Source organism: Silvimonas terrae (assembly GCF_014202765.1).
In the GTDB taxonomy this organism is placed as follows: domain Bacteria; phylum Pseudomonadota; class Gammaproteobacteria; order Burkholderiales; family Chitinibacteraceae; genus Silvimonas; species Silvimonas terrae.
The window spans coordinates 810,380-832,892 of sequence record NZ_JACHHN010000001.1; the positions used below are offsets into that span (position 1 = coordinate 810,380).

General features: G+C 59.4%; 19 protein-coding genes. 17 read left to right on the forward strand and 2 right to left on the reverse strand.

Annotated features, from left to right (window positions below):
* Nucleotides 1-150: 150 nt before the first annotated feature.
* From HNQ50_RS03355 to HNQ50_RS03415, 13 genes are all read left to right on the forward strand, one after another.
* On the forward strand, nt 151-2,877 hold the full coding sequence (locus HNQ50_RS03355; protein WP_246428576.1) for a motility hub landmark protein FimV: 2,727 nt from the start codon (nt 151-153) through the stop codon (nt 2,875-2,877).
* A 94-nt stretch (nt 2,878-2,971) separates the two neighbouring features.
* Nucleotides 2,972-3,553, forward strand: a complete 582-nt coding sequence (locus tag HNQ50_RS22015; RefSeq protein ID WP_184097534.1) for a hypothetical protein — start codon at nt 2,972-2,974, stop codon at nt 3,551-3,553.
* Nucleotides 3,550-4,332, forward strand: a complete 783-nt coding sequence (truA, locus tag HNQ50_RS03365; protein WP_184097536.1) for a tRNA pseudouridine(38-40) synthase TruA — start codon at nt 3,550-3,552, stop codon at nt 4,330-4,332. The genes HNQ50_RS22015 and truA overlap by 4 nt, the downstream gene beginning before the upstream one ends.
* Nucleotides 4,333-4,401: 69 nt before the next feature.
* Complete coding sequence (locus tag HNQ50_RS03370; RefSeq protein WP_184097538.1) at nt 4,402-5,025, forward strand: phosphoribosylanthranilate isomerase; 624 nt, start codon at nt 4,402-4,404, stop codon at nt 5,023-5,025.
* Nucleotides 5,022-6,233, forward strand: a complete 1,212-nt coding sequence (gene trpB, locus HNQ50_RS03375; RefSeq protein WP_184097540.1) for a tryptophan synthase subunit beta — start codon at nt 5,022-5,024, stop codon at nt 6,231-6,233. The genes HNQ50_RS03370 and trpB overlap by 4 nt, the downstream gene beginning before the upstream one ends.
* 94 nt (nt 6,234-6,327) lie before the next feature.
* Nucleotides 6,328-7,131: a tryptophan synthase subunit alpha gene (gene trpA / locus HNQ50_RS03380; protein ID WP_184097542.1), complete on the forward strand. Its 804-nt coding sequence runs from the start codon at nt 6,328-6,330 to the stop codon at nt 7,129-7,131.
* A gap of 17 nt (nt 7,132-7,148) precedes the next feature.
* Nucleotides 7,149-8,024, forward strand: a complete 876-nt coding sequence (accD, locus tag HNQ50_RS03385) for an acetyl-CoA carboxylase, carboxyltransferase subunit beta (protein WP_184097544.1) — start codon at nt 7,149-7,151, stop codon at nt 8,022-8,024.
* A 6-nt stretch (nt 8,025-8,030) separates the two neighbouring features.
* On the forward strand, nt 8,031-9,320 hold the full coding sequence (gene folC, locus HNQ50_RS03390) for a bifunctional tetrahydrofolate synthase/dihydrofolate synthase (RefSeq protein ID WP_184097546.1): 1,290 nt from the start codon (nt 8,031-8,033) through the stop codon (nt 9,318-9,320).
* Nucleotides 9,307-10,134, forward strand: a complete 828-nt coding sequence (locus HNQ50_RS03395; protein ID WP_184097548.1) for an SPOR domain-containing protein — start codon at nt 9,307-9,309, stop codon at nt 10,132-10,134. The genes folC and HNQ50_RS03395 overlap by 14 nt, the downstream gene beginning before the upstream one ends.
* A gap of 60 nt (nt 10,135-10,194) precedes the next feature.
* Nucleotides 10,195-10,686 (forward strand): CvpA family protein, encoded by a 492-nt coding sequence (locus HNQ50_RS03400; RefSeq protein WP_184097550.1) that lies wholly within the window; start codon nt 10,195-10,197, stop codon nt 10,684-10,686.
* 69 nt (nt 10,687-10,755) lie between these two features.
* A complete protein-coding gene (purF, locus tag HNQ50_RS03405) occupies nt 10,756-12,288 on the forward strand; it encodes an amidophosphoribosyltransferase (protein WP_184097552.1) in 1,533 nt (510 codons plus the stop codon).
* Between the two features lie 122 nt (nt 12,289-12,410).
* Complete coding sequence (locus HNQ50_RS03410) at nt 12,411-13,595, forward strand: O-succinylhomoserine sulfhydrylase (protein ID WP_184097554.1); 1,185 nt, start codon at nt 12,411-12,413, stop codon at nt 13,593-13,595.
* 166 nt (nt 13,596-13,761) lie between these two features.
* Nucleotides 13,762-14,094 (forward strand): DMT family transporter, encoded by a 333-nt coding sequence (locus HNQ50_RS03415; RefSeq protein WP_221302969.1) that lies wholly within the window; start codon nt 13,762-13,764, stop codon nt 14,092-14,094.
* A gap of 19 nt (nt 14,095-14,113) precedes the next feature.
* On the opposite strand, the gene ppk2 is transcribed toward HNQ50_RS03415, so the two are convergent.
* Complete coding sequence (ppk2, locus tag HNQ50_RS03420) at nt 14,114-14,938, reverse strand: polyphosphate kinase 2 (RefSeq protein WP_184097556.1); 825 nt, start codon at nt 14,936-14,938, stop codon at nt 14,114-14,116.
* Nucleotides 14,939-14,949: 11 nt separating this feature from the next.
* Nucleotides 14,950-16,773 carry a SulP family inorganic anion transporter gene (locus HNQ50_RS03425; RefSeq protein ID WP_184097558.1) on the reverse strand — a complete coding sequence of 608 codons (1,824 nt, stop codon included), beginning with the start codon at nt 16,771-16,773 and terminating at the stop codon, nt 14,950-14,952.
* 179 nt (nt 16,774-16,952) lie between these two features.
* On the opposite strand from HNQ50_RS03425, the gene HNQ50_RS03430 reads away from it, so the two are divergent.
* The 4 genes from HNQ50_RS03430 to nirD all read left to right on the forward strand — a co-directional run bounded on the left by HNQ50_RS03430 (nt 16,953) and on the right by nirD (nt 22,463).
* Nucleotides 16,953-19,016 carry a carbon starvation CstA family protein gene (locus HNQ50_RS03430; RefSeq protein ID WP_184097560.1) on the forward strand — a complete coding sequence of 688 codons (2,064 nt, stop codon included), beginning with the start codon at nt 16,953-16,955 and terminating at the stop codon, nt 19,014-19,016.
* Entirely contained in the window at nt 19,009-19,371 is a 363-nt protein-coding gene (locus HNQ50_RS22290) for a YbdD/YjiX family protein (RefSeq protein ID WP_184097562.1), read from the forward strand. The genes HNQ50_RS03430 and HNQ50_RS22290 overlap by 8 nt, the downstream gene beginning before the upstream one ends.
* Before the next feature lie 342 nt (nt 19,372-19,713).
* Entirely contained in the window at nt 19,714-22,131 is a 2,418-nt protein-coding gene (nirB, locus tag HNQ50_RS03440; RefSeq protein WP_184097564.1) for a nitrite reductase large subunit NirB, read from the forward strand.
* A 17-nt stretch (nt 22,132-22,148) separates the two neighbouring features.
* Nucleotides 22,149-22,463: a nitrite reductase small subunit NirD gene (gene nirD / locus HNQ50_RS03445; RefSeq protein ID WP_184097566.1), complete on the forward strand. Its 315-nt coding sequence runs from the start codon at nt 22,149-22,151 to the stop codon at nt 22,461-22,463.
* The last annotated feature ends 50 nt before the right edge of the window (nt 22,464-22,513 follow it).

The window sequence follows — 22,513 nt, forward strand, 5'->3', positions numbered from 1 at the left end:
TTGGGTCGCCTTGCGTCATTTTGGGCGTAAGTGTTATGTTCGCGACCCGGAATTCGTGAAATTGCTGGCACATTTCTGTGCCGGTTTACGTGAAAGAAATTGGGGGAAGCTGTGCCTATCAAACCTGGAGTCAAAGCCTGCGTGCTGGCAATGATGCTTGCAGCGCCGTGGAGTGTTCATGCGGCGGGGCTGGGACGTTTGAATGTCTTGTCCGGTCTGGGACAGCCGTTCCGCGGGGAAATCGATCTGGTTTCCGTACAACCGGAAGAGGCTGATTCACTGGTGGTGAGCCTGGCGCCGCCAGACGCCTATGGTGCAGCCCAGGTGCCGTACCCATCTTCCTCGCTGGGTCTGCACTTCAATATCGACAAGCGCCCCAATGGTCAGTACTACGTGACTGTGAGTTCCAGCCAGTCCATCAGCGAGCCTGTGCTCGAGCTGCTGATTGACCTGAACTGGGCTTCTGGCCGTATCCAGCGTGAATACACCGCGCTGATCGACCCGGTTGGCTACGGTAGCAACAATAACAACGTCAATGCCGCTGGCAGCACTGCGCCGCGTGCATTGCCGGGTGCCATTACCCCGGCGCGTCCGGTTGCCGCCGGTTCGGGCCGCAAGGCTCGCAAGGGTGGTCATGCCGCTGCGCCGGCACCGCAAGCCAGTGCAGAAAAGAGCGCTCCGGCGCCAGCTGCCACGGCGGGCGCCCAGGCGGGTGCTGACAGCTACACGGTGAAAACAGGCGATACGCTTTCCAGCATTGCGCATCAGGTGCAACCGGATGGCGTGAGCCTGGAACAGGTACTGGTTAGTCTGTATCGCAATAATGCCGATGCGTTCAACGGCAACATGAATCGCCTCAAGCGGGGCAAGATTCTGCAGATTCCGTCGGCCGATCAGATGAATCAGGTTTCCCGTGCCGATGCGGCCAAGGAAATTCATCTGCAATCGCAAGACTGGCATTCCTATCGCCAGAAAGTGGCAGAGAACACCGCGGCTACGCCGGCTGAGAACACCACCCAGAACCAGGGCACCAGTGGCAAGATTGGCGCCAAGGTTGAAGACAAGGGCGCGGCTTCTGGTCAACCCAACAAAGATGTGCTGAAGCTCTCCAATGGCGCCAAAGCAGGCGGCAATGGCACGGGCGGCAGCAGCGAAGAAGACAAGATCGCCCACGAAAAGGCAATCAAGGAAGCGCAAGGTCGCGTTGATTCGCTGCAAAAGAACGTCAAGGACATGAAGGGTCTTCTGGCGCTGCAAGGCAAGACTGCCTCGCAAGCCGCAACCCCGACGCCAGCACCCACACCCGCGCCGACCAGCGCACCGGCTGTTGCGGCTTCGGCCGCTGCTGCTGCGCCGGTGGCTTCTGAAGCCAGTGCTGCGGCGAGCGAGCCTGCCGCCGCCGTGGCTTCGCCGGTCGCTGCCAGCAAGCCACGCCATCACGTAGTGCCGGTGGCGCCTGCGCCGACCGCAGAACCGTCGTTCTTTGATTCGCTGATGGATAACCCGCTGATTCCGGGCGCAGGCCTGCTGGTGCTGCTGCTGGGTGCCGGTGCGTTTGTCTACAACCGCCGCCGCAAAAAGCCGGCTGCGTTTGACGACAGCATCATCACGGGTGGTGACCTTAAGCCGAATACTGTGCTGGGCCAGACGGGTGGCGCGGTCATCAGTACGCAGCCGACAGAAAACTCTTTCCTGACCGACTTTAGTCGCCAGGGTCTGGGCACCATTGATACGGATGAGGTTGATCCGATCGCGGAAGCTGAGGTGTACATGGCTTATGGCCGTGACGCCCAGGCTGAGGAAATCCTGAAAGACGCGTTGATGCGCGATCCGTCACGCAACGAAATCCGGCTCAAATTGCTGGAAATCCATGCCGCGCGCAAGGACAAAACCTCGTTCGAAGAAATTGCGTCCGAACTCTATGCCACGCAGAACGGCCGTGGCCCGGTGTGGGAGCAGGCGGCATACATTGGCCACAACCTGGATCCGGAAAATCCGCTGTACCTGCGTACTGAAGCGGCTGCCCGCGCGGCAGAAACCCACACGCCGAGCGCAAGTGGTGGTCTGGTCGCCGGTGTGGCTGCCGCAGGTGTTGCAGCGGCTGGTCTGGCGGCAGCAGAAGCCGTACACCATCACGAACAAGCGAAGGATGATCTGGATTTTGATCTGGGTCTGGACGCGCCGGCTCATGTTGCCGAGCCTGTGGCTGCCCCGGCACCAGTCGTTGAAGCTGCGCCGATGATCGACCCGCTGGCTGACCTGGATCTGGGTCTGGGTGCTCCGGCGCCTGCGGTAGAGGCGTCGCCAGCTCATGAAGAAGATCTGGCATCCTCGCTGGATTTTGATCTGGACGAGTTTGACGCAGCTACACCGGCCGCCTCAGGCCACGCTGGGCCGGTTGAATCCGCATTGGCTGACTTTGGCGTTGCCCACAACGAGCTGGATGATCTGAGCTTTGGCGAAGAAACGCCGGCAGAGCACACTGGTGCGGCGTTGTCGGCCATGTCTGAAGCCGATCTGGATCTGGATCTGCCTGCGCTGGAAGCCGAAGCGCCGGTGGCCACGCCCGTTGCCGCCCCGGCAGATGATCTGGGTCTGGATTTCAGTTTTGACCTCAATGACGGCGCGGCTGAACCGGTGGTTGCCGGCGCTGCGGCAACGCATGAGCTGGATACCTCGTTCGGTGAGTTGTCCGGTGGTACTGATACGGGTGCCGATTTTGGCGCGGATGATCCGGTGCAGACCAAGATTGATCTGGCACGCGCTTATATCGACATGGGCGATATCGAAGGTGCGCGCGAGATTCTCAATGAGGCCGACGCTGAGGGTAATGCCCAGCAGAAACAGGAAATCCGTGGTCTGTTGAATGGGTTGTAATTGCGGTCTTCATCAAGACAGTAATGAGTGTGGGCGGGGTGTTTGATTGCATCCCGCCAACGCAATACTGTGCTGGATCTGGGTGGCGTGCTGGTTGCAAATCTTGCAGCCCACGCCACTTGTCATTGTGACCGCCGCCCTGGTGGTCATTACCTTTGTGGTTGAATCCGCGCGCATGTTGCGCATGCTGCGGCGAATGCGTGTGCTGCTGCTGGCCATTTTGCTGGTCTATGGCTGGTCTACGCCCGGGCTGTATGTGTGGTCTGGCTGGCTGGCGCCCACGCAGGAAGGTTTGTGGCAGGGTTTTTTACAGGCCGCGCGCCTCGTCGCGGTATTGACCTCATTGCAGTGGCTGCTGCGCTCGCTCGGCCGGGAGGCCTTGTTTGGCGGCATTTATCTGCTGGCTGCGCCGCTGACGCTGCTGGGGGTAAATCGGCAGCGCTGGGCGCTGCGTTTGACCCTGACGATGGACTTTGCTGATCGCCTGCTGGCGGAGCGTCAGGATTGGCGGGCGTTGTGGCAACAAATCTCGCAACCGGTGACCGGGCAATGGCTGCAGCCGGTGAACGTCACGCTACAGTTGCGTTCCTTGTCGGGCGCGCAACGTGCACTCTTGCTGCTATTGCTGGTCCTCATCGTGCTAACCTTGCTGTTTTTCCGCCAGATATTCCCGTGAAATACGCTCTTGCCATTGAGTATGACGGCCGTGCTTTTGCCGGCTGGCAAATCCAGCCCGACCAGCGCACCGTGCAAGGCGAGGTTCAAGCTGCGGTGTCGCGCATGGCGGGGCATGAGGTAAAGGTTCAGGCGGCAGGACGTACTGACGCTGGTGTGCATGCCAGTGGCCAGATCGCCCATTTTGAAACCGATGCTGCGCGGCCGTTGACGGCCTGGGTGCGTGGAGTAAACAGTTTTTTACCGGATGGCGTGGCCGTGCGCTGGGCACGGGAAGTGCCAGAAGCGTTTCATTCCCGTTTTTCCGCTACGGCACGCCATTATCGCTATTTGCTGCTTAATCACCCGGTGCGTCCCGCTTTGTGGGCGGGCCGGGTAGGGTGGATGCACTCTGCGCTGGATCTGGATGCATTTCGGCAAGCCGGTTCGCTCTTGTTGGGGACGCACGATTTTTCCAGCTTCCGCGCGGCGGAATGTCAGGCTAAAACGCCGGTCAAAACCCTGCGCAAGGTAGAATTGACCCAATTTGGCACCATGCTGGCGATTGATTTTTCGGCCGATGCCTTTTTGCATCATATGGTCCGCAATCTGATGGGGGCGCTCTTGCATGTTGCCAAAGGCAATGAGCGGCCGGAGTGGATTCTGGAGGCGCTGGGCTGGCGAGACCGCAAACTTGCGCCACCTACTTTCATGCCCGATGGGCTTTACCTGGCCGGAGTCAGTTATCCTGAAGAATTCGGTCTTGCCAGTGAGCCCGATCCCCGTTTTGGTCTGATCTGACAAAGTTGTTCAGGCAATAAATCGCCAGGTCGGCGACAATCTACCCCTTGATGAGCAGGAACCCGCTGGATGAGCCACCAGGTAAGAGTGAAGATTTGCGGTTTGCGTGACCCGGCCACGGCCCGGGCTGCGGCGCAAATGGGCGCAGATGCCATTGGCCTGGTGTTTTACGGACCGAGCCCGCGCAACGTGTCTGTGGCCGAGGCTCAGGCCGTGCTGGCTGCCTTGCCGCCCTTTGTGACCAGTGTGGGTTTGTTCGTGAATGCCGATGCAGACTGGCTGCGCGACTTGCTGAAGGTGTTGCCGCTGGACCTCTTGCAGTTTCACGGTGACGAGTCGCCAGAGTACTGCCGCAGTTTCGGCAAACCGTGGATCAAGGCAGTTCGCGTAAAACCGGACACAAATTTGATAGAATATGCCGCGCTATTTCACGATGCGCGCGGTTTGCTGGTTGATGCCTTTGTTGAAGGCACCCCAGGGGGGACTGGCGAAGCGTTTGACTGGTCATTGATTCCAAAGGATTTGCCTTTACCGCTGATACTCTCGGGCGGGCTGGATCCGGTCAATGTGAGTGAGGCGGTGGCGCGGATTGCGCCATGGGCCGTCGATGTGTCCAGCGGGGTAGAAAGCGCCCGTGGCGTTAAAGACCTGAACAAGGTTGCACAATTCATCAAGGCAGCGAGACACGCATGAACGATTTTCTCCGTTATCAACAGCCCGACCTGAAAGGTCACTTCGGCCAGTTTGGCGGCTTGTATGTGGCCGAAACGCTGATGCCCGCGCTCGAAGAGTTGCGTGTCGAATATGAGAAGGCCAAAGCCGATCCGGCTTTCCAGGCAGAGTTCAATTACGAGCTGGCCCATTACGTCGGCCGTCCGTCTCCGATTTACCACGCCCGTCGCTGGTCCGAAGCGCTGGGTGGTGCCCAGATTTATCTCAAGCGGGAAGACCTGAATCACACCGGTGCGCACAAGGTCAACAACACCATCGGCCAGGCCTTGCTGGCCCGCCGCATGGGTAAAAAGCGCGTGATTGCGGAAACCGGGGCCGGTCAGCACGGCGTTGCCACGGCGACCGTCGCGGCGCGTTACGGCCTGGAGTGCGTGGTCTACATGGGCGCAGAAGACGTCAAGCGTCAGTCGCCCAATGTGTTCCGCATGAAACTACTGGGCGCGACCGTCGTGCCGGTAGAGTCTGGTTCCAAAACCCTGAAAGACGCCATGAACGAAGCCATGCGCGACTGGGTGACCAATGTGGACTCCACCTATTACATTATCGGCACCTGCGCCGGTCCGCATCCGTATCCGATGCTGGTGCGTGATTTCCAGTGCGTGATTGGCGAAGAAGCCAAGGTGCAAATGGATGAGATGCTGGGTCGCCAGCCCGATTTCGTCGTGGCCTGCGTCGGTGGCGGCTCTAACGCCATTGGTATCTTCCATCCGTATATTCCGGTGCCGGACGTCCGTTTGATCGGTGTTGAAGCCGGTGGTGACGGTGTGGAAACCGGCCGTCATGCTGCACCGCTGACCGCCAATGTCGGTACTGGCGTGCTGCACGGCAACCGTATGTACCTGATGCAGGATGAAAACGGTCAGGTTGCTGACACGCATTCTATTTCCGCCGGACTTGATTACCCTGGCGTTGGCCCGGAGCACTGCTACCTCAAGGACATCCATCGCGCCGAGTACGTCGCCGCCACGGACCAGCAAGCCATCGAAGCTTTCCACGAACTCAGCCGTTTTGAAGGTATCATCCCGGCGCTGGAATCCAGTCATGCTTTGGCGCACGCCAAAAAGCTGGCGCCGACGCTGCCCAAAGACAAGGTCATTCTGGTGAACCTGTCTGGTCGTGGGGACAAGGATATCCCGACGATGGCTCGCCTCGCAGGTATCGAACTGTAAGGGTCGCACGCGGTTTTCCCGCCGCGACGACATGCGGCATTGGCTTTAAATGGCCGATGCCGCACAATCCCCCCAACTCATACATTACAAGATCATGTCCCGAATCCAGACCACGCTTGGCGCACTTCAACAGCAAAACCGGCAGGCTTTGATTCCTTTCATCACGGCCGGTGACCCACGCCCGGGCATCACCGTTGAACTGATGCACGCGCTGGTCAAGGGCGGGGCGGATGTGATCGAGCTGGGGGTGCCGTTCTCTGACCCCATGGCCGATGGCCCGGTCATCCAGCGCGCCAGTGAGCGCGCCCTCAAGCACAATGTAAGCTTGAAAAATGTGCTGGAAATGGTTGCTGAATTTCGCCAGACCGACGACAAAACGCCGGTGGTCCTGATGGGTTACGCCAACCCGGTGGAGCGCTGGGGTTATGAGTCCTTTGCCGCCGCCGCGCACAGCGCGGGTGTGGATGGTGTGCTGACGGTAGACATGCCGCCAGAAGAAGCCGAAGACTTGGCCCGCATTTTCAAGGCCAACCAGATTGATCCGATTTTCCTGCTGGCCCCGACCACGCCGGTTTCCCGCATTCAGGCGGTGAACAAGCTGGCGGCAGGCTATGCCTATTATGTTTCCCTCAAGGGCGTGACCGGCGCGTCACACCTTGATGTTTCCAACGTGGCCGAACGGATTGCTGTGATCAAACAGCATCTGACCGTGCCGGTTGGCGTGGGCTTTGGTATTCGCGATGCCGAAACGGCCCGCAGCGTGGCGCAAATTGCCGATGCTGTGGTCATTGGTTCGCGTCTGGTGCAAGAAGTGGAAGCGGGTGAAGAGGGTCTTGCCGACCGCCTGACCGCTTTCCTTTCCGGCGTTCGCGCCGCCATTGATACCGCCCGCGCCTGAGCAAGGAGTAATACCCCATGAGCTGGCTGCAAAAACTGCTTCCGCCCAAGATCAACAAACCGCGTGAGCCGGGCAAGTCTGCTGTGCCGGAAGGTCTGTGGCACAAGTGTTCCGCCTGTGGCGCGGTGCTGTATCGCACTGACCTGGAAAAGAATCTGGATGTTTGCCCCAAGTGCAACTTCCACAATCCGGTCTCGGCGCGCCGTCGTCTTGATCTGTTGCTGGACCCGGAAGGCCGTTTCGAGATCGGTGCAGAAGTGCAACCGGTCGACCCGCTCAAGTTCAAGGCCATCAAACGCTATAGCGACCAGTTGGTGGCCGCACACGACAGTACCGGTGAAGATGATGCGCTGGTCGTCATGCAGGGTTCCATTCTGAATGTGCCGATCGTTGTAGCGGCCTTTGAATACAAGTTCATTGGTGGTTCGATGGGCTCGGTCGTGGGCGAGCGCTTTGTACGTGGTGCACGTACGGCCATTGAGAACAAGCTGCCGTTTGTGTGCGTATCGGCCTCGGGTGGCGCACGCATGCAGGAAGGTTTGAATTCCCTGATGCAAATGGCCAAGACCAGCGCCATCCTCACGCGTCTGGCCGATGAAGGGCTGCCGTTTATCTCGCTGTTGACCGACCCGACCATGGGCGGCGTATCCGCCTCGTTTGCCTTCCTGGGCGATGCCGTACTGGCGGAGCCGGGTGCCCTGATTGGCTTTGCCGGTCCGCGCGTGATTGAGCAAACCGTGCGCGAAACACTGCCGGAAGGCTTCCAGCGTTCCGAATTCCTGTTGCAAAAGGGCGCCATCGACATGATCGTTGACCGCCGCGAACTGCGTCAGAAAATTGCCTCGCTGGTGACTTTGTTCTCCCGTCAGCCTGCCGTTACCCAAGCTGGTTAGTCGTTAATGCCGCTTTTTGATGCCGACACACTGGCCGGATGGCTGCAGCACCTTGAGGCGCTGCACCCTTCGGCCATCGATATGGGTCTGGCGCGCGTTGCCACTGTGCGCGACGCGCTGGGCCTGACCCCATCCTTCCCCGTTTTGACGGTTGCCGGCACCAACGGCAAGGGCTCGGTGTGCGCCATGCTCTCCAGCATGTTCCGCGCTGCCGGCTACAAGGTGGGTACGTATACCTCACCCCATCTGCTCGATTACAACGAGCGGGTGCGCATCAATATGCAGCCAGCCAGCGATGCCGATCTGGTGGCTAGTTTCCGTGCCATTGAAGCCGCACGGGGTGAAACCACGCTGACCTACTTCGAATTTGGCACGCTGGCGGCGATGCGTCAGTTTATCGACGCAGAGGTTGATGTTGCCATCATGGAAGTCGGCCTTGGCGGTCGGCTGGATGCGGTGAATGTGTTTGATCCGGATGTCGCTGGCGTGGTCAGCATTGATCTGGATCATCAGTCTTATCTGGGCGATACCCGTGAACTGATCGGCGCCGAGAAGGCCGGTATTTTCCGCACGGGCAAGCCGGCCTTGTGCGCGGACCCTAACCCGCCGCAATCCGTGATGGACGTCGCCGCCCAGGTTGGTGCGCCCTTGCAGTTGATTGGCCGTGACTTCGGCTTCATGAAAGAAGGCGAAGGCAATCAGTGGATGTTCTGGGGCGGCACAGGCAAGCGCCACGCGTTACCCATCCCGGCGCTACGCGGTTCTTATCAGATGGGGAACGCAACGCTGGCCATTGCCATGCTGGATGAAGTCCGTTCGCAACTGCCCGTGGGTATTGGCGATATCAAACGCGGCCTTATCGAGGTGGAATGGCCGGCGCGTTGCCAGGTCTTGCCGGGCCGCCCGCAAACCGTGCTGGATGTTGCGCACAACCCGCACGCCGCCCGGGCGTTACGCCTGGCGCTGGATCAGATGGGTTACGCCGCCAAAACCCATGCGGTATTTGGCGCAATGAGCGACAAGGACATTGCGGGTGTGGTGAGCGCCCTTGCTGATCGCATTGATCACTGGTATCTCGCGACGCCGCAGTTGCCACGCGCCGCCAGCGTCGAGCAGTTGCAAGCCGCTGTTTTGCAAGCCGCACCCCAGGCACGCACTAGCGCATATGGCAGTGTGGAACAAGCCTGGAAAGCAGCCTGTGAGCAGGCGGCCGAAACTGATAGAATCCTCGTCTTTGGTTCCTTCTACACTGTCGCGGAAGTGATGACTGCACAGCATGGCAATGGCTCGAGATAATATCCCGGACGAACTCCAACACCTGCGCAAGCGCGCCCGCCGTCGTCTTGTCGGTGCGGTTGCCCTGGTCCTGTTCTCACTCACTGTCTTGTGGACAGTGCTCGATTCGCAGCCGCCGGCCAATCTGGCGGCCCAGCATCCGGTGGAAATCATCGCCAGCGCGCCCAGCGCCGGCAATGCTTCCGCCGTGGCGATGTCTTCCACCGTCACCCCGGATGGCACCGTGGCATCTGCCGCTCAGCCTGATGGGCTGACGCCGGCCACGGTAACGGCGACGCCCGCCCCGGTGGTGGCTGCCAACACGGCGCCCGCGCCGGTTGCCGCCGTCAAACCGGTGGATGGCACCACGCATGCGCCGCAATCCTTGCCTGGCAAGTTGCAGCGAGTGCAAGGTGATGAGGCGCCAGCGCCCAAGCCGCGCGCCACGCCGACGCCCGCGCCAGAAAAGCCGGCCGCGCCCAAACCCAAACTGGCCGAAGCCAAACCGACCCCCAAACCCAAGGCGACGCCAGATCCTGAAGCCATCCTGAACGGCACCGCTGATAGTGGTGGTACACCGGCGGCTGCGGATAAATCTGCAGACAATACGCCGCGCCACTACGTGCAACTGGGTGCGTTTGGTAACGCAGACAAGGCGCATGAGGTGGTGGGCAAGCTCAAGGCCGCTGGTCTGCCGGCCTACTCGGAAAAGGTCACCACCTCTACCGGCACGCTGACCCGCGTGCGCGTTGGGCCGGTGGTCTCCTCGGAAGCCTATAACGTGGCCAAAAAGCTCAGCTCCATGGGCTATCAAGGTCAGGTGGTGAGCAAATAAACCAGACATGAGAACCATGAAACCCATGCGCGCCGAAGTCATGACGAGCGGGAGCAGACCGTGACCGGGTTCGATTACATCGTACTCGGCATTCTGGGCTTATCCATTCTGCTTTCCGTCATGCGCGGGCTAGTGCAAGAGGTCATGGCACTGGCCGGCTGGGCCATCTCGGCCTGGGTGGCCTTTCATTATTCAACATTGACCACACCTTATATGCCACAAGCCATTCCCTCGCCCCAGTTGCGTTATCTGGCGGCGGTGGTTTTGCTGTTTTTTGCATCCTGGATTGTGTGTTCCTTGCTGCGCCTGACGCTAGCCCAGTTCCTCAAAGTCACTGGTTTGCGTCCGCTGGACCGGTTACTGGGGGCGGTATTCGGTGTGGCGCGTGGTTTTCTGTTTACATTGATGATCGTGTTGATTGCCGGTCTGACCGATGTACCCAGAAGCCCGCTCTGGCGCAATGCCATGTTCAGCCCGTTATTTGAGCAAGCAGCCGTCATGGCGTTGCCCTGGTTACCCCAGGACCTCGCCCGGCACATTCATTACGACTGAAGTCCGGTTACAAGGACAGGTCGGTTTAAACCCTGGTCGTGGTTTTGCACGTTTCGAGAGGCATTCAGCATGTGTGGCATTCTGGGCATAGTCGCCAAAACTCCAGTCAACCAGTTGTTGTACGACGGCTTGCTGGTTCTACAGCACCGTGGTCAGGACGCGGCCGGGATCGTCACCGCTGAAGAACAGCGACTGCATATGCACAAAGGCCAGGGCCTTGTGCGTGACGTGTTTCGCACTCGCAACATGCGCTCGCTCTGGGGCAATACCGGCATTGGTCACGTGCGGTATCCGACTGCCGGTTCGGCTTCCAGCCTTGCGGAGTCGCAACCGTTTTACGTCAACAGCCCGTTTGGTATCGTGCTGGCCCACAACGGCAACCTGACCAATGACGCCAAGCTCAAGGACGAGATGTACCGCACCGATCTGCGGCATATCAACACCAATTCTGATTCCGAAGCCTTGCTGAACGTATTTGCGCATGAACTGCAAAACCGTGCCCAGGGTTTCAAGCTTGACGCCGACATCATTTTTGAAGCGGTCGCCGCCGTGCACAAGCGCGTCAAAGGCGCTTATGCCGTGGTTGCCATCATTGCCGGTTACGGCCTGGTCGCTTTCCGTGATCCGCACGGTATCCGTCCGCTGACCCTGGGCTCGCACGAGACCGAGGCGGGCACGGAATACCTGGTTGCTTCTGAATCTGTTGCGCTTGATACCCTTGGCTTCAAACGCGTGCGTGATATTGATCCGGGCGAAGCGGTCTACATTTCGTTTGCGGGCGAATTGTCTAACCGCCAGTGCCACCCGACACCCAATCTGGTGCCGTGTATTTTCGAGCATGTGTACTTTGCCCGTCCGGATAGCGTCATTGACGGTATTTCGGTCTATGAAGCACGCCTGAAAATGGGTGACTACCTGGCTGAGCGTGTACAAAAGATCATTCCGGATCTGGATATCGATGTGGTCATCCCTATCCCGGATACCAGCCGTGCCTCGGCACTGCAACTGGCCATCAAGCTGAACCTGCCGTACCGCGAAGGTTTTATCAAAAACCGCTACATCGGCCGCACCTTCATCATGCCAGGGCAGGCCTCACGCAAAAAATCGGTGCGGCAGAAGCTCAACCCGATTGGCGTTGAATTTGCCGGTCGCAGTGTGCTGCTGGTGGATGACTCCATTGTGCGCGGTACTACCTCCAAAGAAATTGTGCAAATGGCCCGCGAAGCCGGTGCCCGCAAGGTGTACCTGGCGTCCGCTGCGCCCCCGGTCAAGTTCCCGCATGTGTATGGCATTGATATGCCGACCCGCGCAGAACTGATCGCTACCGGTCGCACCGACCAGCAAATTGCCGAGGAAGTGGGCGCTGACGCGGTGATCTACCAGGAACTGACCGACTTGATCTCTGCCTGTCGCGAAGCGAGCGGCGGCCGCATCCAGGAGTTTGAAACCTCTTGTTTTGATGGCAAGTACATCACCGGCGACATTACCGATGATTACCTGGATCAACTGGAAGCCAAGCGACTGTCACCGCTGTCGACCAAGAGCAGCGATAGCGCCCTGCATGATCTGAATATCGGCATTGCCGAGCAGAACCTCGTCTGACGGCGCACTGCCGGATCAACGGGAGTACAAAAGGGGAGCTTTTTGCGCCCCTTTTGTTTCTGTGCCACCTGGGCATCATCAGGCACAATCAACAAGACACTAGAATTTGATAAGGGCATTTCATGGCTGATCTTGATTACAGCAAGCTGCATCCTGATACGCTGGCAGTGCGCGCTGGCACTGAGCGCACGCACTTTGGCGAACACTCGGACGCCATGTTCCTGACCTCCAGTTTTGTGGTGGGCAGCGCCGAAGAAGCCATGCTGAAGTTCACGGGCCAGGTGCCGGGCTTTATTTATTCGCGCTTCACCAACCCGACCGTCAGCGCCTTTGAAGAGCGCCTTGCTGCCATGGAAGGCGCAGAGCGCGCCGTGGCGACGGCATCTGGCATGAGCGCCATTATGTCGCTGTGTCTGGCGCACCTGCGTGCCGGGGATCATATCGTCGCCTCCAGTGTCCTGTTTGGTTCCACCATGCAGTTCTTCAACAACTACATGGCCAAGTTCGGCGTGGAAGTCACCTATGCCTCGCCGGTTGATCTGGCCGAGTGGCACGCTGCCATCAAGCCGAACACCAAACTGTTTTTCCTGGAAACGCCGTCCAATCCGCTGATTGATGTGGCAGATATCCGCGCCATTGCCGATATTGCCCACGGCGCGGGCGCCATTCTGGCGGTCGATAACTGCTTCTGCTCGCCCGCATTGCAACAGCCGCTCAAGCATGGCGCGGATATCGTCGTGCATTCGGCCACCAAATATATCGACGGCCAGGGCCGCGTGCTGGGTGGCGCGGTGGTCGGCAGCAATGCGTTGATTGAACCGGTTTACCTGTTCCTGCGTACCGCCGGCCCGACGCTGTCGCCATTCAATGCCTGGGTGCTGCTCAAGGGTCTGGAAACGCTCGGCATCCGCATGAAGGCGCATTCGGAAAACGCCATGCAACTGGCGACCTGGCTGGAGGCCCACCCCAAGGTGGCCAAGGTGTATTACTCCGGTCTTCAATCCCACCCGCAGCATGCACTGGCCGAACGCCAGCAAAGCGGCCACGGCGGCGTGGTGTCGTTTGACGTCAAGGGCGGCAAGGATGTTGCCTGGCGCGTGATTGATCGGGTGCAACTGATGTCGCGCACCGCCAACCTGGGCGATGTACGCACCACCATTAGCCACCCGGCTACCACGTCGCATGGGCGCTTGACGCAAGAGGCCCGCAACCGTGCTGGCATTGGCGATGGCTTGATCCGTATTTCCGTGGGTCTGGAACATGTCGGTGATCTGATTGCCGATCTGGAACGCGGTTTCGCTGACTAAAGCGCAAGTCCGGCATTATTTGCGCTGACGCCAGCGTGCCCGCCAGGCAAACTGGCGTTTCTATTTGTCTGGCATAAACGGGCGTGACAGCGCCTGCCCCTGTGGGGACGACCCCACAGCGTATTGATCACCGAGGACGGCCTCATTCACACGGAGGCCGTTTTTCATGTCTGCAAATGTTATCTCCTGGCTTGCCCTGATCGTCGCCGGCTTACTGGAAGTAGGTTGGGCGGTGGCCCTCAAATCTTCCGCCGGGTTCAGCCGGTTGTGGCCCTCTCTGGCTTTTGTGATCCTGTTGCTGGGCAGCATGGGTTTGCTGGCGTACGCCATCCGCACCTTGCCGCTGGGCACCGCCTATGCCTTGTGGACGGGCATCGGCGTGCTGGGCTCCGTGTTGTGTGGCGTACTGTTCTGGGGAGAGCCGCTCTCGCTGCTGCGGGCGGTGTCGGTCATGCTGTTGCTGGCGGGAATGGTGGGGCTCAAGCTCACTGCGGCCTGAAGACCCCAGCCGTGCGTGCTCAATAGCGCAATTCAACCAACGGGCAGGTAATCGGCGCTTCTTTATAGCCCGTGGGTTTCTGGCGCTTGGGCAGCACAATCTTCTGCTTTGGCATTTTCTTGTACGGAATCTGCGCCAGGATATGGCTGATGATATTGAGGCGGGTGCGCTTCTTGTCATCTGAATGGATGACGTACCAGGGTGCCCATTCCGAACTGGTTTTTTCGAACATCTCATCGCGTGCGCGGGAGTAGTCGTACCAGCGGCTGTAAGAGGCGATATCCATTGGCGAGAGCTTCCAGGTCTTGCGGCCGTCATCAATCCGGTCTTCCAGGCGGCGTGTTTGTTCATCCATGCCCACTTCCAGCCAGTATTTGAGCAAGATAATGCCCTCGTGCACCATGGCTTTTTCCACGATGGGTGCGCCGCGCAAAAACGTTTCTGTCTGCTCCGGGGTGCAGAAGCCCATCACGCGTTCCACCCCGGCACGGTTGTACCAGCTCCGGTCAAAAATGACGACTTCGCCGGCTGCAGGCAGGTGCGGGACATAGCGCTGCATATATAACTGGCTTTTCTCCCGGTCTGTGGGGGCGGGCAGGGCGACGACCCGAAATACCCGTGGGCTGACCCGTTCGGTCAATGCCTTGATCACCCCGCCTTTACCCGCGCCATCCCGCCCTTCAAACAAAATGCAGACCTTCAGACCCTTCTGCTTGACCCATTCCTGCAAATGCACCAGTTCTACGTGTAAATCCCGCAGGGCGCGCTCGTAGTCCTTGTTGGCGATTTTCTCAGGCGAGGCAGCCGGTTCAGCGCCAGCGCTTTTGCGCTTTTGTGCAGACATGTCGATCCTCTCTATTCATGGGCCGGCGCAGGGGCCGGTGGGGTGGAAACCGTCGCCGGATGCAACTGGCGCCAGGCGGCCAGTGCGGTGCGACGGGTATTGAAAAGCTTCAATTCACGCGGGCCTTTCAGTTCGATGTGATGGGCTTCCAGCCACTGTTCAATCAGATAGCGGTGGCCGCAGAACGCCAGATTGATGCCGCGAGCATGCAGATTGCTATCGAGTTCCATAATGGTGAGCGCTCCGGTCAGATCCACCATACTGATGACGTGGCTATCGATCAGCACCCATTGCACCGGCTCGGTCGCTGCTTCAATCAGTTGTTCGATGCGCTGCCTGAAATAGCCGGCATTAAAGAAGATCAGCGGGGCTTCAAAGCGGTAGACAATCAACCCTGGCACGGATTGCGCCGTCGGGTAAAACATCAGGCCATGAAAGTCGCCGTCTTCGGCCAGGCCCAGCACATAGTTGCTCGGTCGCGCCACTTGCCCCAAAAAGCGCAGCAGGGCAATGGCGATGGCAAACAGGATGCCTGGCATCACCCCGACAATCAGCACCGCCAGGAAGGTACCCAGCGCAATGGCAAATTCGGCGCGGCTCATGCGGTACAGGCTGATGTAGGCTCGCCAGTCGGTCAGCCCCCAGGAACTGAAAATCAGGATGACCGCCAGCGCGGCCGTTGGCAGGGCGGCCATGGGCGTGGCAAACAGCAGGAGCGCCAGCAGAATGGCCAGCGCAGCAAACACCTGGGCCATGCGCGTGCGTCCGCCTGCGGCATCATTGACCGCTGTGCGCGAATCCGCACCGGTGACCGCAAACCCTTGCGAGAGCGCAGAGACAATGTCCACCACGCCAAAAGCAATGAATTCCTGGTTGCCGTCGACCTGATAGCCGTTTTTGGCGGCAAAACTGCGTGCGGTCAGCATGCCGCTGCTGAAACTGATAAAGGCCAGCAGCGCCGCAGACGGAATAATATCGCCCCAGTCTTCATGCGGCAGCGCCGGCCAGTGCAGCCGTGGTACGGATGAGGGGATATCTCCGATGGTGATGACCTGGCGGCTTTCCAGATGAAACACCATGCTGACCAGCACGGCTGCCACCGCCACCACCAGCGCGACCGGCCCATTGCGCCAGACCTTGCGCAGCACGACATACAACACTATCAATCCCGTAGCGACCAGTACCGTCGGTACATGGGCGTCGGGCAATTGCCGCACAAAAGAAATCGCCTGGCCGACGACATCGCGGCCCACCAGCGTCACCCCCGTAAGCTTGCCCAGTTGCCCGACGATGATCGTAATGGCCACCCCGTTCAACAGCCCGGTCAGGATGGGGCGCGAGAGCAAGTCGGCCAGAAAGCCCAGCCGTAGCTTGCCCGCCAGCAAGCAAAACAGTCCGGTAAACAAGGTCAGAGAGATGGCGAGGGCGTGATAACGCTCCGGGTCACCCTGGGCCAGCGGGGCCAGGGTGGCGGCGATCATGGCGCAGGTGGCGGCATCCGGGCCCACGATCAACTGCCGGGAAGAGCCAAACAGCGCGTAGGCCATCATGGGCAAGATGGCGCTATATAGCCCTACCACCGGGCTGAATCCGGCCAATTGGGCATAGGCGATGCAGACCGGTAAAGCCACGGTGGCCACCGAGACCCCTGCAATCAGGTCGGCGCGGACATTGATGCGGGAATAACGCAGTAATTCCGGCAGGCCCGGGGCCCAGGACGCCAGTAAGACTGCCACTCGCAACGAGCGGTGCGTAAAGCGGGGCATGAAATCCTTGGTCTTGTTGATGACGGTGTTGCGGGCTGACCATGGTGCCGGCAAACGGCATCCAGTCATTATTGCAGCCCCTGACGGAATTGAAAGGGGCTGCCATGCAAGCAATGGCAGCATTGATCCACAGATCAGGGTTGTCGAGGATGAAGAATGTAGTGGCAGTTGTTAAACTACATTACGCACTCTGCAATGAAGGCGTCCGCCGACAGCACTCGCCGGCAAAATATAACAAGGGGACTTATATGCGTCGTGAATGGTTGATCTGGATTGCGGTGGCAATCCTGGGTGCCATCGGCTTTGGCATGCTGGCCTTGAGCCGGGGTGAGCATGTCAACGCTGTGTGGATGGTCACGGCTGCCGTGGCGTGTTACGCCATTGCCTACCGTTTCTACAGTCGCTTTATCGCCAACAAGGTGTTTGAACTGGATGACCGCCGCCTGACCCCCGCGGAACGGCGCAACGATGGCCTTGATTATGTACCCACCAACAAATGGGTCCTGTTTGGTCACCACTTTGCTGCCATTGCTGGCGCGGGCCCGCTGGTGGGCCCCATTCTGGCTGCACAAATGGGCTATCTGCCGGGCACTTTATGGATTCTGATCGGTGTGATGCTGGCGGGTGCGGTGCAGGACTTTCTGGTGCTGTTTATCTCTACCCGCCGTGACGGTCGTTCACTGGGCGAAATGGCCAAACAGGAACTCGGGCCCTTTGCCGGCGTGGTAGTCATGCTGGGTGCGCTGGGCGTGATGATCATCATCCTGTCTGCGCTTGCGCTGGTGGTGGTCAAGGCGCTGGCCGATAGCCCGTGGGGTGCATTCACCATTGCGGCCACGATTCCCATTGCGCTGTTTATGGGTGTCTACATGCGCTATATCCGCCCGGGGCGGATTGCGGAGATCTCGGTCATTGGTTTTGTGCTGATGATGCTGGCTATTGTGTACGGCGGTGACATTGCCAAAGACCCAACCTGGGGCCCGATCTTTACCCTCAACGGCCCGCAAATGACCTGGGCGCTGGTGATCTACGGTTTCATCGCTTCGGTCTTGCCGGTGTGGTTGTTGCTGGCGCCACGAGACTACCTCTCTACCTTTCTCAAAATTGGCGTGATTGTCGGGCTGGCCATTGGCATTGTGTTTGCCGCTCCTGACCTGAAAATGCCCGCAGTGTCCCGCTTTATTGATGGCTCAGGCCCGGTATTTGCCGGCAGCTTGTTCCCGTTTTTGTTCATTACCATTGCCTGCGGTTCTATCTCCGGCTTTCATGCGTTGGTGGCCTCGGGCACGACGCCCAAGCTGATCGAGCGCGAAAGCCATATGCGCATGATTGGCTATGGTGCCATGCTGATGGAATCGTTCGTCGCGATCATGGCGCTGATTTGCGCCAGCGTGATCGATCCGGGCGTGTACTTCGCCATGAACTCACCGGCTGCGCTGATTGGCAAAACGGTGGTCGAGGCGTCAACCGTCATCAACGGCTGGGGCTTTACCATCACGCCGGATACGCTTTCCACCATTGCGCAGGAAGTGGGCGAGAAATCCATTCTCTCGCGCGCGGGCGGCGCGCCGACCTTTGCGGTAGGCATGGCGCATATCATTTCGGAGATCTTTGGCAGCCGCGCCATGATGGCGTTCTGGTATCACTTCGCCATTTTGTTTGAAGCGCTGTTCATCCTGACCGCAGTTGATGCCGGCACGCGCGCCTGCCGCTTCATGGTGCAGGATCTGGCCGGTGTGGTGATCCCCGGTCTGGGCAAGAGCCGCTCCTGGATCGGCAACCTGATCGGCACCACCATTGCCGTGGCAGGGTGGGGTTACTTTGTTTATCAGGGCGTCATCGACCCGCTGGGGGGCATCAACACCCTGTGGCCGCTGTTTGGCATTGGTAACCAGATGCTGGCCTCCATGGCGCTGATTCTGGGCACCGTGGTCTTGTTCAAGATGAAAAAAGAGCGTTACGCCTGGGTCACCATTCTGCCCACCGCGTGGTTGTTCATTACCTCGATGGCGGCAGGCTGGGAGAAAATTTTCAGCGCCAATCCCAAAATCGGGTTCCTGGCCGTGGCCAACAAGTTCAACGCCGCTGCCGCCCAGGGGACCATCATTGCCCCGGCCAAAACGGTTGAAGATATGCAGCGCATTGCCTTCAATAACCAGATCAACGCCGCGTTGTGCGGGTTCTTCATGCTGGTGGCCGTGGTGATGCTGATTTCGGCGTTCCTTAACATTCGCAAAGCACTGGCATCGCGGCAACCCACCGCGCGTGAGGCCGATGCCAAGTGGCGCGGGGAGGCGACCAGCCATGCTTGATCTGTCCAGTTTTACCGGCCGCCATACGCCGCCGCCACAAGCCGATGATGCCTATGCGCGTTATAGGGAAGAGCACGCCACGCACCATGCCGATGGCCTGCCCATGAGCCAGAGCATGTTTGAGCGCTACAGCCTGGGTTCAGACTGGCTCTCCGGGTTGAAAGATGCCGCCAAAAAAGTGGTGCAGACCTGCCGTCTCATGGTGGGCGTGCACGATTATGAGTACTACCTGCAGCACATGCGCGAGCGTCATCCAGAGGCGCAGCCCATGAGCCGCGAGGCGTTCTACCGCTACTGCCTGGAAGCGCGTTACCCCAGCGCGGATCGTCCCGGCGGGGGGAAGTGCCCCTGCTAGGCATGGGCATTTCTCATCATGAAAACAAAAGGCCAGCAATGATTGCTGGCCTTTTTCATGACTTTTGCCGGAATTGGGGGACGTAAATTTTGCTGATTTAGCGGTTTTGGTCCGCGATGGTCGGCTTAAGCGCCAATGGATCAATAGTTCATCAGCATTAATTTGTCGCCCCTGGCGCGGCACTTTTGCCAATTTATACAAACTGCATATTTCGCTGGTTTCGTTTTGATTTAAATCAATTTATCCCATTGGCCTAATCACCTGTTCTGATGGCCCAGGATTGTCGAACATTGCGCCTGATCAAATAAAAACCGCCGGTTCAGGCCGGCCTGGAGTGACCTCATGCGCAAGCAACGACTGGTATTGATTGGCAACGGGGTGGCTGGCGTACGTACGCTGGAAGAAATCCTGCGCCATGACGCGCAACGCTACGACATGACCGTGATCGGCGATGAACCCTGCGGCAACTACAACCGCATCCAGCTCTCGCCCGTGCTGGCCGGCGAGCAGACGCTCTCTGACATCATCCTCAACCCGGAATCCTGGTATGAAAAGAACGGCATCCGCCTGATCAAGGGTGTGGCCGCCACCGGCATTGACCGGGTGCAGCGCGTGGTCACCCTTGCCAACGGTGAAGCCGTGGGATACGACAAGCTGATTGTCGCGACCGGTTCACGCCCGTTCATGCTGCCGATTCCAGGAGCCCAATTGCCGGGCGTGCTGGGTTTTCGGGATATCAAAGACACCACGGCCATGATTGAGGCCGCAGCGCAATACAAGCACGCCGTCGTGATCGGCGGTGGTTTGCTGGGGCTGGAAGCCGCACACGGCCTCAAACTGCGTGGCATGGAAGTCAGCGTGGTGCATCTGGGCGAGTGGCTGTTGAACCGCCAACTGGATCAACAAGCTGGCCGCATGCTGGAACACGCCATGCGTGATCACGGTCTGCAGTTGTACCTTGGGCAGACCGCCAGTCGTTTGCTGGGCGACCAGCGCGTCACCGGGGTAGAACTGGGCGATGGTACGGTGCTCAAGGCCGACCTGGTGGTCATGGCTGCCGGTATTGTTCCGAATGACGCGCTGGCGCGGGCCGCCGGGCTGAAAGCCACTCAGGGCATCGTGGTGGACGACACCCTGAAAACCAGCGACCCGTTTATTTATGCGCTGGGTGAATGCGTGAATCACCGCGGCACCAGCTATGGTCTGGTCGCCCCGCTGTTTGAAATGGGCAAAGTGCTGGCCAACCAGTTGGCCGGTTGTGGCAAGCAACGTTATACCGGCACTACCACCTCGACCAAACTTAAAGTGACCGGGATTGATCTGTTCTCGGCGGGCGACTTTATGGGCGGCGAGAGCTACGACGAAATCGTTGTCTCGGACCCCAAAGGGGGCATCTACAAAAAGCTGGTACTTAAGGATGATGTACTGGTCGGCGCCTGTCTGTACGGCGATACGGGTGAGGGCGCCTGGTACTACCAATTGCTGCGCGAAGGCCGCAACGTGGCCGATATGCGCCGGGATCTCTTGTCCGGCCCGCGTGAACTGGGGGACGTCGGCACCGCAGGGGCCAGCCGCGCCGCCGCGCTGCCGATGGACGCCGAGGTCTGCGGTTGTAACGGCGTGAGCAAGGGCACCATCGTCAAGGCCATTACCGAACACGGCCTGTTTACCGTGGAAGAAGTCAAGAAACACACCCGCGCCGGCGCATCGTGCGGTTCGTGTACCGGTCTCGTGGAGCAAATCCTGATGAGCACCGTGGGTAGCTCGTTCCAGGCCGCGCCCAAGCAAAAACCGCTATGCGATTGCACCACCCATACGCATGAAGATGTGCGCGAAGCCATCCGCAACCGGCATCTGACCTCATTGCCCGCCGTGATGAAGGCCTTGCAATGGCGCACACCGGATGGCTGCCCGACTTGCCGTCCTGCGCTGAATTACTACCTGATTTCATCCTGGCCAGGCGAGGCCAAAGACGACGCGCAAGCCCGTCTGGTGAACGAGCGCATGCATGCCAATATCCAGAAAGACTCTACCTTCAGCGTCATCCCGCGCATGTGGGGTGGGGTGACCAGCCCGGCAGAACTGCGCCGTATTGCCGATGTGGCAGAGAAATACGAAGTGCGCATGGTCAAGGTGACTGGCGGCCAGCGGCTGGACTTGCTGGGGGTGAAGGGCAGCGATCTGCCGGCCATCTGGAAAGACCTCGATATGCCCAGCGGCATGGGGTATTCCAAGGGCCTGCGCACCGTCAAAACCTGCGTGGGCAAGCAGTTCTGCCGCTTTGGTACGCAAGACTCCACCGGCATGGGCATTGAGCTGGAAAAAGCGCTGGACCGCATGTGGGCGCCCCACAAGGTGAAACTGGCCGTGTCCGGTTGCCCGCGTAACTGCGCCGAAGCCGGGATCAAGGACGTTGGCATTATCGCCGTGGATAGTGGCTGGGAGCTTTACATTGGCGGCAACGGCGGCATCAAGACCGAAGTGGCCGAGTTTCTCGTCAAAGTGAAGACCGCGACTGAGGTCATGGAGTACAGCGGGGCCTTCCTGCAGTTGTACCGTGAACAAGCCCATTATCTGGAACGCACCGTGCATTTCATGCAGCGGGTGGGTCTGGATTACATCAAACAACGCGTGCTGGAAGACGAAGCCGGCCGCAAAGCCCTGTGGGCCCGCCTGCAGCAATCTTTGGCGCTGGAACCTGATCCGTGGCGTGCCCGCGATGGGGTGGATGCGAACCAGTTTGCAGCGTTACCGGCCTGATTGAGGAGAACAGACCCATGAAACAATTCCAGAAAATCTGTGCGTTGGCAGAAATCCCGCAGCAGGGTGCGCGCGTCGTCAATCCGGGTGGTCGCAGCCAGGCCATCGCCTTGTTCCGCACGGCGGAAAACCAGGTATTCGCCCTGGACGACCATTGTCCGCACAAAGGTGGCGCGTTATCGCACGGTCTGGTGTTTGGCGGTGCGGTGGCTTGCCCGTTGCATAACTTCAAGATTGACCTGGCCACCGGTAGCGCGCTGGCGCCAGAGCAGGGGCAAGTGCCCTGTCATGCGGTGGAAGTGCGGGATGGTGAGGTGTGGTTGGCGTTGTAAACAGGGATGAGAAGGCGAATACGCGCATACCTCTTGACTCGTCATTCCGG